Origin of the sequence: Streptomyces sp. MNU76, from assembly GCF_020982545.1 — a bacterium.
Classification (GTDB): domain Bacteria; phylum Actinomycetota; class Actinomycetes; order Streptomycetales; family Streptomycetaceae; genus Streptomyces.
Map to the genome: position 1 here is coordinate 1,008,413 of NZ_JAJKLK010000001.1, position 12,149 is coordinate 1,020,561.

General features: G+C 72.2%; 11 protein-coding genes and 1 pseudogene. 6 read left to right on the forward strand and 6 right to left on the reverse strand.

The genetic code is table 11. The features are described 5' to 3' along the window. Positions 1-187 precede the first annotated feature (187 nt). Together E4N62_RS04365 and E4N62_RS04370 are read left to right on the forward strand one after the other, a co-directional pair. A complete protein-coding gene (locus E4N62_RS04365) occupies positions 188-958 on the forward strand; it encodes a hypothetical protein (RefSeq protein ID WP_230211996.1) in 771 nt (256 codons plus the stop codon). A gap of 5 nt (positions 959-963) precedes the next feature. Next, on the forward strand, positions 964-1,578 hold the full coding sequence (locus E4N62_RS04370) for a hypothetical protein (protein ID WP_230211997.1): 615 nt from the start codon (positions 964-966) through the stop codon (positions 1,576-1,578). 140 nt (positions 1,579-1,718) lie between these two features. On the opposite strand, the gene E4N62_RS04375 is transcribed toward E4N62_RS04370, so the two are convergent. Beyond that, complete coding sequence (locus E4N62_RS04375; protein ID WP_230211998.1) at positions 1,719-2,138, reverse strand: DUF1992 domain-containing protein; 420 nt, start codon at positions 2,136-2,138, stop codon at positions 1,719-1,721. Positions 2,139-2,256: 118 nt separating this feature from the next. On the opposite strand from E4N62_RS04375, the gene E4N62_RS04380 reads away from it, so the two are divergent. After that, on the forward strand, positions 2,257-2,652 hold the full coding sequence (locus tag E4N62_RS04380) for an FHA domain-containing protein (protein WP_184894738.1): 396 nt from the start codon (positions 2,257-2,259) through the stop codon (positions 2,650-2,652). A 24-nt stretch (positions 2,653-2,676) separates the two neighbouring features. Here E4N62_RS04380 and E4N62_RS04385 read toward each other — a convergent pair whose 3' ends face one another. Both E4N62_RS04385 and E4N62_RS04390 read right to left on the reverse strand, forming a co-directional pair. Beyond that, complete coding sequence (locus tag E4N62_RS04385; RefSeq protein WP_230211999.1) at positions 2,677-3,348, reverse strand: O-methyltransferase; 672 nt, start codon at positions 3,346-3,348, stop codon at positions 2,677-2,679. Positions 3,349-3,461: 113 nt separating this feature from the next. Further along, on the reverse strand, positions 3,462-4,805 hold the full coding sequence (locus E4N62_RS04390) for a DUF2330 domain-containing protein (protein ID WP_230212000.1): 1,344 nt from the start codon (positions 4,803-4,805) through the stop codon (positions 3,462-3,464). A gap of 269 nt (positions 4,806-5,074) precedes the next feature. On the opposite strand from E4N62_RS04390, the pseudogene E4N62_RS04395 reads away from it, so the two are divergent. After that, positions 5,075-7,019 (forward strand): annotated as a pseudogene (locus E4N62_RS04395) (bifunctional glycosyltransferase 87/phosphatase PAP2 family protein); the annotation flags it as partial. A gap of 221 nt (positions 7,020-7,240) precedes the next feature. Here E4N62_RS04395 and E4N62_RS04400 read toward each other — a convergent pair. Continuing rightward, positions 7,241-8,476, reverse strand: a complete 1,236-nt coding sequence (locus E4N62_RS04400; RefSeq protein ID WP_230212001.1) for a cytochrome P450 — start codon at positions 8,474-8,476, stop codon at positions 7,241-7,243. Positions 8,477-8,711: 235 nt separating this feature from the next. Between E4N62_RS04400 and E4N62_RS04405 the strand changes: the two genes are divergently transcribed. Both E4N62_RS04405 and E4N62_RS04410 read left to right on the forward strand, forming a co-directional pair. Next, on the forward strand, positions 8,712-9,881 hold the full coding sequence (locus E4N62_RS04405) for a steroid 3-ketoacyl-CoA thiolase (protein ID WP_230212002.1): 1,170 nt from the start codon (positions 8,712-8,714) through the stop codon (positions 9,879-9,881). Between the two features lie 111 nt (positions 9,882-9,992). Continuing rightward, on the forward strand, positions 9,993-10,448 hold the full coding sequence (locus tag E4N62_RS04410) for a hypothetical protein (RefSeq protein ID WP_308184837.1): 456 nt from the start codon (positions 9,993-9,995) through the stop codon (positions 10,446-10,448). 108 nt (positions 10,449-10,556) lie between these two features. Here E4N62_RS04410 and E4N62_RS04415 read toward each other — a convergent pair whose 3' ends face one another. Beyond that, positions 10,557-11,006 (reverse strand): lytic transglycosylase domain-containing protein, encoded by a 450-nt coding sequence (locus E4N62_RS04415; protein WP_374116924.1) that lies wholly within the window; start codon positions 11,004-11,006, stop codon positions 10,557-10,559. 310 nt (positions 11,007-11,316) lie between these two features. Continuing rightward, on the reverse strand, positions 11,317-12,138 hold the full coding sequence (locus tag E4N62_RS04420) for an ECF transporter S component (protein WP_230212003.1): 822 nt from the start codon (positions 12,136-12,138) through the stop codon (positions 11,317-11,319). Positions 12,139-12,149 lie beyond the last annotated feature (11 nt).

A 12,149-nucleotide genomic window follows, 5' to 3' on the forward strand; every position in this document is an offset into this window, starting at 1 on the left:
CGTCATTGTCGGGAGCGGGGCGGGGCGCCTCGCAAACGATTTACGCCGCCGCCCCGGGTGTCACGCGGTCGGCCCACGATCGTCCCGCGCGCACGCGCTTGCCGTTTGAACGAACGGGTTCGGGCAACCCGGTGCGAAACGGCCCGACGGGGCGAGACGCCCGGGCCGAGGACTCTGGAAGGCATTCATGTCCACAGGATTGATCATCGCTTTGATCGTGATCGTGGCGCTCGTGGTTGTCGTGGCCGCCGTCCTGACGCTGCGCGCCCGCAGGGGCGCGGGCGGCGGCGGCTCGCTGAAGCGGCGCTTCGGCCCCGAGTACGACCGGACCGTGGCCCGCCACGACGGTGACGAGCGGGCCGCCGCCCGGGAACTCGCGGAGCGGGTCAAGCGGCACGGCGCGCTGGAGAAGCGGCCGCTGCCGAGCGCCGAGCGCGAACGGTACGAGTCGCGCTGGGCCGCCGCTCAGGAGCGCTTCGTCGACTCGCCCCGTGAGGCGGTCGCCGAGGCGGACCGGCTGATCTCCGAGGTGGCCGAGGCTCGCGGCTTCCCGGACGGGAGCCGCTACGAGACCCAGCTGGAGGCGCTCTCCGTCCACCACGCCCACCATGTGCACGGCTACCGCCGGGTGCACCTCGCGGCGCACACCACCGGCGACACCGCCCAGGGCCGCACGGGAGCGTTCGACGGCAACGGCAACGGCAACGGCGTCGGCCCCGGTACCGGCACCGAGGACCTGCGCGAGGCCATGATCGAGGCCCGGGCCCTGTTCGAGGACCTGGTGACGCCGAGCCGCCGGGACGCGCGGGCGGACCGCGACGCCTCGGCCGGACACGCGGGCCGAGCCCACCGCGACGGCTCCGCGCGACGCGACGTGCGCGACGGTGCGGCCGCCGACGGCCGTCACCGGTCCCATCTGCCATGGGCGCCGGCCAGGCGCCACGCGAAAGGGAGTTGAGGGGGATGACCGACGACATGACGAGGGGCGAGGGCATCCGCGAACGCGGTCCGCGTGACACGCGCGAGGCCGACGCGAGGCGGGACGGTACGCGGGCGAGCGGCATCCCTCCGGGCAGCCGGGCGGCGGACGCGGCCGGCTCGGCGACGGGCGGCACCGGGGCTCCGCTGGTGGCCGGCCACGACACCGCGGACGGCCGCACCGGCGGCCGTACCGAGCACAGGACGATGGGCGTCCGCGACGAGCCCGCCGGGGCTCGGGGCGCGGACACCCCCGGCCCGGGCCGCGGCGAGGACCCCACCAGGGCCCCCGGCGGGAACGGCTCCAGGTCCGCCGGGTCCCCCCTGCTGCCCCATGACGAGAGCGACAAGTTGACGCTGCGGCTGCAGCACGCGGTCGGCGGGTTCGTCGACGAGCCCCGCTCCGCCGTCGAGGAGGCCGACCACGTCCTGGAGGAGGTCACCGCCCGCTTCACCGACGCGATGACCCAGCGGCGCCGCACCCTCCGCAACACCTGGGAGACCGGCGCCGACGACCGCGCCACCGCCACCGACACCGAACAGCTCCGCCTCGCCCTGCGCGACTACCGCGAGCTGACCGAACGGCTGCTGCGCCTCTGACAGCGACAGCGACACTTGACGAGACCGCGCCCCGGGTCGTGCCCCGGGGCGCGTTCTTCTGTGCGGGGGCGCCATAGGGACGCCGGGGTCGTCAGGGGACCGGGTCGGCCGGACCGGTGCCGGGCGGCCGGGCGTCGGGCTCACCCCTCCTGGCGCTGCCGTCCCTCCCGGCGCTCACGCCACTGCCGTACGACCTCTTCCACGTCGTAGGGCTTCAGGCCGAGCGGCGGTCCCGGTGGGGGCTTGAACATCATGTCGCGGATCTTGACGTTGATCTCGGTGACGATCTTGCGGACGACGCGTTCGGAAGGGGCCTCGGCGGCCGTCGCGAGCGCGTCCTCGGCCTCCTTGCGCAGGGCCAGCGTCGGGGGCAGGACCGACAGGCCCTCGCGGGCCATCTTCCGTTTGACCCACCACAGTTCGTCGTACGTGGTGTCGTCGCCCTCCAACGGCCGCCCGACGCCGGGGAGGCTCTTGAAGTCGCCGCGCGCCTCGGCGTCGCGGATCTGTTTGTCGACGAACGACTCGAAGCTGACACCGGGGGGCTTTCGCTCGGTCATGCGTCCATTGTGCCGGAGCCCGCACAACAGGACGATCCGGCGATTTATCATGCGGCGGCGGCGTGCCAAACGTGCCGTGCGCAGCGACAATTGGAGTTTGACCCGTTAGGAGCGGTACGTGCTCGAACTCACCATGGCCTCGGTCTCCGAGGCGGACGCCGGGGCGACGGCCGGCATGCAGATGGCCGACGCGCCCAGCGAGCCGGGCGGCGTGCTCCGGGTGGGCCGCGATCGGGCGGTGTGCCGGCTCGCGACACCGGACGACTGGCTCTTCGTCTCCCGTGTGCACCTGGAGTTCCTGTGCGGCCCCGACGGGACCTGGCAGGTCACGTGGCTGCGCGGCTCGCACGCCGACCCGTCCTCCGAGGTGCGGCTGACCCTGCAGGGCCATCAGCCCTCGCCCCTGCCGTACGGCGGCACGGCGAAGCTGCCGCAGGGCAGCTCCGGCGAACTCGTCATCCACGACCGCACGGCCCCCCGCAGCGTCAACGTGGGCTTCTACCACGAGGGCTGACGGGACCCGCTCCCCTCGACGGCGTCAGCCGGTCACCCGGGCCAGCGCGAAGCCGTCGTACCCCTTGCTGCCCACGGTCTGCAGCGCGGTCCCGGACAACTTCGGGTGCGTGGCGATGAGTTCGATGGCGGCGCGGGTGCCGCGGACGTCCGGCTCGGTGCTGCCGGCGTCGGCGACCCGGCCACCGCGTACGACGTTGTCGACGACGATGACGCTGCCGGCCCGGGTGAGCTTCAGGGCCCACTCCACGTAGTGCGGGTTGTTGGCCTTGTCCGCGTCGATGAAGACCAGGTCGAAGGGTTCGGGGTTCTCGTCGGTCAGCTTGGGCAGCGACTCCAGGGCGGGGCCCACCCGGACCTCGACGAGGTGGTCGAGCCCGGCGCGCGCGATGTTGCGGCACGCGACCTCCGCGTGCCGGGCGCTGTACTCCAGGGAGATCAGCCGGCCGTCGGCGGGCAGCGCGCGGGCCAGCCAGATGGTGCTGTAGCCGCCGAGGGTGCCGATCTCCAGGATGCGCCGGGCGCCCTGGATCAGGGCGAGGAGGTGGAGGAACTTGCCCTGGCCCGCGGCGACGTCGATGGCCGGGAGCCCGGCCGCCTCGTTGTCGCGCAGCGCCGCCGCCAGGGCCTCGTCGTTCGGGGCGAGGTGGGTGGAGAAGTAGGCGTCCACGTCGTCCCAGGTCCGTGACTCGCTCATGAAGCTGTGCCTCCCGCGCCTTCCATCAGGGTACTTGCTTAGATCAGCTAAGTAGGTGTGCTAATGAATATAGGCGCGGGGTGGCCTCCCTGTCAGCGGTTCCCGGAGGCGTGTCAGCCGTTCGGCGCGGACTTCGGGTCGGCCGCGGCCTCCGGTGCGGGCGCCGGACCGGCCCCGGGAGGCACCGGAGCGGCGGGCGGGACCGGTGCGCCGGGCGGCATCGGCGCGTTCGGCGGCATGTGCGCGCCCGGCGGGTAGGCCCCCGGAGGGTACGCTCCCGGCGGCATGAAGGCGCCCGGCGGTGGCACGGGCGGCAGCTGCCGCTTGGCGTTGCGCTTGAGCACGATCGCGACGGCGACCGCCTTGACCGCCAGCACGGCCATGCCGATGCCGAAGGACAGCAGCCAGCCGGGGATGCCCCATACGGTCCACATCTCGTCCACGTGGATGACCTCTCGATAGGTGTCGTCGGCCGCGGCCCGCCGCAGCATGTGGTCGCCGGAGATCCGCTCCGGCCGCGGGAAGTCCTGCTCGACGGCGGTGAGGAAGTCCGTGCCGCCCGCGGCCAGGTCGCCGAGGGCGCCCACCGGCGCGCCGAGCCGGCCGGCGAACGTCACCTCCGGCTCGTCCCCGCCGATCGCCGAGCTCGGCTCCATCCGGTGCTCGGCGAGCACGTACAGGCCGAGCGCCTGCGGTGTGTCGGCCAGCCGCGACAGCCGCATCGGATAGACCAGTTCGTCGCTGGCGAAGGTGAGGTGCAGCGGGTCGAGGGTGCCGGACAGCGGGGTGCCGCCGGCCGAGTCCTCCGGCGCCAGCCGGATCGCCACGTACTCCCACTTCTGCCGGACGTACGGCTCCAGCGCCGTGTCCAGACGGTCCGGGAGCCGGAAGCCGTTCTCGTCCAGCCAGTCGCCGAGCGCTCCGGAGTCGGTCGCGGTCAGCCGCGCCACGTCGAACGGGCCGAGCCGCTCGCGGCCGACGACGTCCACCGGGGACCGCGGGCCCCCGGCCGCCGCGTCGCCCGCGCCGTCGCCCTCGAACATGTCGAAGGGCCAGTCGTCCGAGCGCGGCCAGAAGTACTCGCGCCGCTCGTACACGGGCGCGGTCTCCTCGTCGAGCTGGTCGAAGAGGGCCGCGTCGCCCAGCTCCACCGTCGCCCGGTTCGGCACCGGCATGATCCACGCGGCCGTCCGGGCGTCGCCGGAGACCGTCAGACTCATCACGATCTGTTCCTCGCGGCCGTCCCAGCGCACCACGGACCGCTCGCGGCTCACGTACACGCTCCGCTGGTCGTCCGGCACCATCGCACCGCAGCCGCAGGCGTACGCCGGTGCCACGAGCGAGGCCAACTGGAGCCCCAGCAGCGCCAGCACGACCACCACAAGCCGTCCGCGTATCCCGCGCCCCTCACGCGCCCTCAATACCGGACGCGCGCGCCCCCGTACGAAACCCTTCATCCCCCGTGCCTTTCCCCTGCCCCGCTGACCTGCCGTACCGCTCGGGGCCATGGTTCCAGGTGTTTGTCAGTGGTCTGTCACCACCGTGCCCGCGATGCGCATCCGTGATCCGTGCCGCGCCCCTGAGCGGGGCGACGGCCGCGCGCACTATCGTCATCCGGACAAGCGAGGGCGACTCTCAGGTGAAGTGGGGGTTGCCCGCGTCTCACCATCGGGACAGTGCGAGCCTTTTCGGTGGGACGGCCGACGGGGCGGGAGGACGACAGCGCGTGGTGACGGAGCAGAGCAGACCGGGCGGAGCCGTGGGAACCGGTGCGGCGGCGGCGCGCCTGGGGGCCCTGCGGGCCGTGCTGTGGCTGGTCGCCGGCGTCCTGGCGGTACGTCAGATCGCGGTCGTGCTCCACACCCCCAAGGGCGAGCGGCTGACGGATCTGGAGACCTGGGTCGGGCCCAGCGGAGTCCTCCATGTGAACGGCTCGCTGTACGACTCGACGCGCTTCACCGGCACCCCCTTCGGCGGCCTGGTCCTCAAGCCCCTCACCCGGACGGCCGAACAGGCCCTCGGCTGGGGCTGGACCTTCGGCACCCTCCTGCTGGTCGTCGCCCTCGGCCTGGTCGCCGCCCGTGCCCTGCCCCAGCCCGTCACCCGCCGTACGGCACTGCTCGCGGCCCCCGTCGCGGTCACCCTGCTGATGCTGTCGCTGCCGGTGCGCAACACCCTCTACCTGGGCCAGACCAGCATCATCCCGGTGCTGCTCGTCCTCGCGGGCTGCTTCGCGGTGCGGGGCGAGCGGACCAGCGGCGCGTTCATAGGGCTCGCCGCGGCCTTCCAGCCGACCGTGCTGCTGTTCGTGCCGCTGCTGTGGTTCACCGGCCGCGGGCGGGCCGCCGCGAGCACCGGGATCACGTTCGCCGGGGCCACCGCGCTGGCCTGGGCCGCGCTGCCGCACGACTCGTTCACCTACTGGGTGCACCACCTCGCGGGCGTCGGCCTCGGCGGCCGGGCGGACGACCTCGCCAACCAGTCCCTGCACGGCGCGCTGCTCCGGCTGGGCCTCACGGGCCCGCTGGAGATCGTCGTCTTCTTCGCGCTGGCCGCCGCCGTCGCCGTGTTCGGCATGCGGCGGGCCATCCACTACGCCCGCGACGGGCAGTTGCTGCTCGCGGTCGCGATCACCGGCTGTGTCGTGGTCGCCGTCTCCCCGACGTCCTGGAAGCACCAGCTGCTGTGGGTGCTGCTCGCGGCCGTCGGCCGGGTCGGCACCAAGCAGTCCTCGCGCTACGTGTGGCCGGTCGCCGTCGTCCTGGTGATGACCCTGCCGGCGAAGATGATGATCCCGAACGTGGGCGTCCTGCACCCGGCCCGCGACAACGTCGTGCTGCTGGCCGCGCTCGCCGCCGCGCTCGTCGTGCCGTTCCTGTCCCGCACCTCGGAGTACTACCGGGCCCCCGTGCCCACGGAGTACGCCCCGAAGGCGGAGACCCGTCTCCGCTGGGCGCCGCTGCTGCGCCGGGTGGCCACCCGGCCGAACCTGCTGCTCGAACTGCTGCTGATCCGCGTCGTGTACGCGGCCTACCAGCGCACCCGCCTGGAGGCCACCGGCAGCAGGGCCTCGGCCGAGGAGCACGCCCGGCAGATCCTGTCCGTCGAGGAGGCCCTGTTCCTCGACGTCGAGCACTGGTTCAACCACGCGGTCGTCGGGATCGGCTGGCTGCGGGTCTTCTTCGACTTCTACTACACCTCGTTCCACTTCGTGGTCCCGCTGACCGTCCTCGGCCTCCTCTACTGGCGCCGCCCCGCCGACTACCGCTGGGCCCGCACGGCCATCGGCTTCACCACGGTCCTCGCGCTCGTCGGTTTCTTCCTCTACCCGCTGGCGCCGCCGCGGCTGATGCCCGGCCTCGGCATCATCGACACCATCCACGGCGTCCAGGACTTCTCCCGCCCGGACTACGGCAGGCTGACCGAACTCACCAACCAGTACGCGGCGATGCCGTCCCTGCACTTCGGCTGGTCCCTGTGGTGCGGCCTCACGATCGCGATCGTCGCCCCCAGGGTGTGGATGAAGGTCCTCGGCCTGATGCACCCCTTCTTCACGGTCCTGGCGATCGTGGCGACGGGCAACCACTGGGTGCTGGACGCGGTGGGCGGGGCGGCGGTGGTGGGTGCGGGCTTCGGTCTGACGTACCTCCTCACGGGGCCGCGCACCACCGCGCCCTCCAAGGGGCGCGGGGAGTCGCGCGAGCAACCACCGACGACGGACCGACTCGCGACGGCCGTCCGGCCCAACGGTGCAGGAGCGACCGGGGACGGCGGAGACAAGGGCGGGCGTAGGGGCGCGTCCCCTGCCCGCGTCCCCTGCCTCCGGCCGGACGGGCCGACGGCGCCGGGAGGCCGTCGGCCCGAGTCGGGTTGGCGGTGGGGGTGGGAGGGCTCAGACCGTGGTCACCTGAAGGTGCTTCACCCCGTTGATCCAGGCGGAGCGCAGGCGGTCGGGATCGCCGGCCAGGCGGAGGCCCGGCATCGCGTCGGCGATCGCGTTGAAGATCAGGTCGATCTCCAGGACCGCGAGGGACTTGCCCAGGCAGAAGTGGGGGCCTCCGCCGCCGAAGCCGAGGTGGGGGTTGGGGTCGCGGGTGATGTCGAAGGCGTCGGGGTTCTCGAAGACGTCCGGGTCGTGGTTGGCGGAGGCGTAGAAGATGCCGACGCGGTCGCCCTTCCGGATGAGCTTGCCGCCTAGTTCCACGTCCTGGGTGGCGGTGCGCTGGAAGGCGTTGACCGGGGCGGCCCAGCGGACGATCTCCTCGGCGGCCGTCGCGGGGCGCTCGCGCTTGTACAGCTCCCACTGGTCGGGGTGGGTGAGGAAGGCGTGCATGCCGTGGGTGATGGCGTTGCGGGTCGTCTCGTTGCCCGCGACGGCCAGCATCAGCACGAAGAAGCCGAACTCGTCGGAGGCGAGGTTCCCCTCGTCCTCGGCGGCCACCAGGGTGGTGACGATGTCCTTCGCCGGGCACTGCTTGCGGTCGGCGGCCATGTTCATGGCGTAGGCGATGAGTTCCATCGCCGACTGCTGGCCGACCTCCTCGGTGATGGCGTACTCCGGGTCGTCGTAGGAGATCATCCGGTTCGACCACTCGAAGATCCGGATGCGGTCCTCCTGCGGGATGCCGATCAGCTCGGCGATGGCCTGGAGGGGCAGTTCGCAGGCGACCTCGGTGACGAAGTCGAAGGGGCCCGGACGGGCGGCGGCCTCGCGGGCGATGGTGAGGGCCCGGTGGCGCAGGTTGTCCTCCAGTGCGCGGATCGCCCTCGGAGTGAACACGCGCTGCACGATCTGGCGGACCCGGGTGTGCTCCGGCGGGTCCATGTTCAGCAGGATCAGCCGCTGGGCGTCGATGGCGTCGCGCTCGATGTGCTCGTTGAAGCGGATGATCGCGGTGTTGACGGTCGAGGAGAACAACTCCGGGTGCGTGGAGACGTACTTGACGTCCGCGTGCCGGGTGACGGCCCAGTAGCCCTCGTCCGCGAAGCCCGCGAGGCCGGGTGCCTGCGGGATCCAGTGGACCGGTTCCGTGCGGCGCAGTTCGGCGAACTCCGGGAGGGGGACACGGTGGTGCAGCAGGTCGGGGTCGGTGAGGTCGAACCCGTCGGGCAGCGCTGGACAGGGCATCGGCAACTCCTGACGGAGCATCAGATATAAGGAATTGCGGTGACGGTAGTAACGGGTTCTAGAACTGGCAAGGGGTGCGGGCTCGTCAATCGGCGGCCAATTGCCGCACGACCCTTGCGGTGCCGGAGTGGCCCTCCGCAGACTGCTGAAGAGAACTAGAACGCGTACTAGTTCTGCGTGGCGGGTCGGGCCGGGACGCCCCGCGCCGCGCGGGTAACCGTCGAGAGGATTCCCCATGGCCGCGGAACCCGTGATCGTCGAAGCCGTACGCACTCCCATCGGCAGGCGCGGCGGCGCGCTCGCCAACCTGCACCCCGCCTATCTGCTGGGCGAGACCTACCGTGAACTCCTCGGCCGCACCGGCATCCCCGCCGACTGCGTCGAGCAGATCGTCGGCGGCACCGTGACCCACGCCGGCGAACAGTCCATGAACCCCGCGCGCACGGCCTGGCTGACCATGGGCCTGCCGTACGAGACGGCCGCGACCACCGTCGACTGTCAGTGCGGTTCCTCGCAGCAGGCCTCGCACATGGTGGCCAACATGGTCGCGGCCGGCGTCATCGACGTCGGGATCAGTTGCGGGGTCGAGGCCATGTCCCGGGTGCCGCTCGGCTCGGGGTCCAAGCACGGGCCGGGCAAGCCGTTCCCGGAGGAGTGGAACGTCGATCTGCCGAACCAGTTCGAGGCCGCCGAACGGATCGCCCGGCACCGGGGGCTCACCCGGGAGGACGTGGACGCGCTGGGCCTGCGGTCCCAGGAGCGGGCCGCCGTCGCGTGGGCCGAGGAGCGGTTCAAGAAGGAGACGTTCGCCGTCCAGGTGCCGACGACCGAGGCGGAACAGGGCGCCGGGCAGGGGATGTGGCGGCTCGTCGACCACGACGAGGGGCTGCGCGACACCTCGGCGGAGGCGCTGGCCCGGCTGAAGCCGATCATGCCGACGGCCGTCCACACGGCCGGCAACTCCTCCCAGATCAGCGACGGCGCGGCGGCGATCATGTGGGCGTCCAAGCGGATGGCGCGGGCGCTGAAGCTCCGGCCGAGGGCACGGATCGTCGCCCAGGCGCTGGTCGGCTCCGACCCCCACTTCCACCTCGACGGGCCGATCGACGCGACCAAGGCCGTGCTGGGGAAGGCCGGGATGTCGCTGAAGGACATCGACCTGGTGGAGATCAACGAGGCCTTCGCGTCTGTGGTGTTGAGCTGGGCGCGGGTCTTCGACCAGGACCTGGAGAGGGTGAACGTCAACGGCGGCGCCATCGCCCTCGGCCACCCGGTGGGCGCGACCGGGGCACGGCTCATCACGACCGCGCTGCATGAGCTGGAGCGTACGGACAAGGAGTTCGCGCTGGTGACGATGTGCGCCGGCGGCGGGCTGGCGACCGGGACGATCATCCAGCGGCTCTGACGGGCGGGGAGGAGGAAGAGGGGGGAGCAGGAAAAAGGGCCCCGCTGGTCGTCCCGCGACCAGCAGGGCCTTCCCCCGTGGCGGCAAGTCCCCCGTGCCGCCGTACTCCCCGTGGCGGCCGGTCGAACCGCCCGTTCCCCGTCGTGCGCGGCCCCGTTCCGCCCACACCCCCACTCGGCGGCACCCGCACCTCCCACATCGAAGCCCTCCTACTCACGACCTGACAGCCCGAATCACACATTCCTCAGCAGAGTCACGCTGGCGTTCAGTCCCGACGGCCGCACGCTCGCCACGGCCGGGGGCGGCACGGTACGGCTGTGGGACACCACCACCCGGTACGCCCGGGAGACCTTCCCCGACGGTGGCGCGGCGAGGCTCGCGTTCAGCCCCGACGGCCGCACCCTCGCGGTCGGCGACTACCGCGACCGTATCCGTCTGTGGGACGTCGACCTGCCCCTGCCCGCCGAGGCGATCGACCAGCTCTGCCGAGCCGTCCACCGTGACCTCACCCGGCAGGAGAGGGCGCTGTACCTGCCGGACCAGGAGCCGGGCGGGGCGTGCGGGTAGGGGAGCGGGCCGGTCGGCCCCCGGAACGCGACGAAGACGGCGGCCCCGGGGATCGGGGGCCGCCGCCTTCGGTCTGTGGCCGCGCTCAGTCGCGCCGGTGGTGCCGGATCAGTACCAGTGGTTGGCCTGCCAGAAGTTCCACGCGCCGCACGGGCTGCCGTAGCGGTCCTTCATGTAGTCCACGCCCCACTTGATCTGGGTGGCGGCGTTGGTCTTCCAGTCGGAGCCGGCGGAGGCCATCTTGGAGCCGGGCAGCGCCTGGACCAGGCCGTAGGCACCGGAGGACGCGTTGGTCGCGTTGACGTCCCAGTCGCTCTCGTGGTCGACGATGTTGGAGAAGCACTTGTACTGGGCCGAGTTCCCGATCATCTTCTTCGCGACAGCCTGGGCCTGGGAGGCCTCCGACGCGGCCTGGGCGGGCGCGGCGGCGAGCAGGGCACCGGTGGCGGCGACGGCCAGGGTGGCACCGGCGAGGGCCTTCTTCGGGGAGGCGACGCGGCGGAGAGCGGAGCGGGTCACGGGGATCCTTTTCTTCGGGGTCATGGTCGTCGCGGGCATGCCTTCACCACATGAGGTGCGATGGGGGCGTAGGTCGGCGCCGAGGCCCGGGTGGGCACGTCGGCGCCGTTGCGACTCATCCAGAGAAACAGCCGGAGCGGGCGTCCGCAATGACCCCTTTTGCTAGTTGTGGTCGTATCCGTGCCGAGGGTCCCTGCTGTGACGTGGCTCTCAAAGCCCAGGTCGGCACCCATAAGGCCGTGTGCATGCCAAGCATGTCGATCTACGAGCCCGGTTCGTATGTGACCTGGGTCCTGTGGGGTGCTTCACGGCTCGCGAGACGGACGGTGAACGGAGCCTCGCCCGAGCGTCACCGGGCGGGCGGGGCGAATGTGACCGCGCTCTCGAACGCGGCCCTGCGGGTGGCCCGGCGCAGCGCCTTGAGGACGGCGGCGCCGAGGGTGAGGGTCAGCACGGCGGTGACGACCGCGCGGCCCAGGTCCCAGCCGAGTGAGGTGGCCAGGCAGTATGCGAGGAAACGCGTGAGGTTGGCGGCCGGGGCCGCGTCCGCGTCGTAGGCGATGGTCGAGGCCAGGGTGGAGATGAAGGGCCAGCCGTAGAGGTTCATGACCGTGCCGTACGCGAAGGCGGCGACGAAGCCGTACCCGGCGAGCAGGACGAGTTCGGCGCGGCCACGCAGGCGGTGGGCGCCCGGGAGCAGCCCGGCGCCCATCGCGAACCAGCCCATCGCCAGCATCTGGAACGGCATCCACGGGCCCACACCCCCGGTGAGCAGCGCGGACGAGAACATCGTCACCGCGCCGAGGGTGAAGCCGAAGCCCGGTCCGAGGACACGGCCGCTGAGCACCATGAGGAAGAACATCGGCTCGATCCCGGCGGTTCCGGCGCCGATGGGGCGCAGTGCCGCGCCGACCGCCGCGAGCACCCCCAGCATCGCCACCGCCTTCGCCCCGAGCCCCGCCTCGGAGAGCGTCGCGCCGACGACCCCGACCAGCAGCACCAGCAGCCCGGCGAACAACCAGGGCGCGTCCTGCGCGTGGGCGGTCACCTGTGAACCGGGGTCCGCGAAGAAGGGCCAGCCGAAGGCCGCGGCCCCGACCAGGCTGACGAGGAGGAGGGCGGCGACGGTACGGGGAGAGCGGGACGGGGCGGGGCGCGAGGGGCTGCTCATGAGTGCTCCTC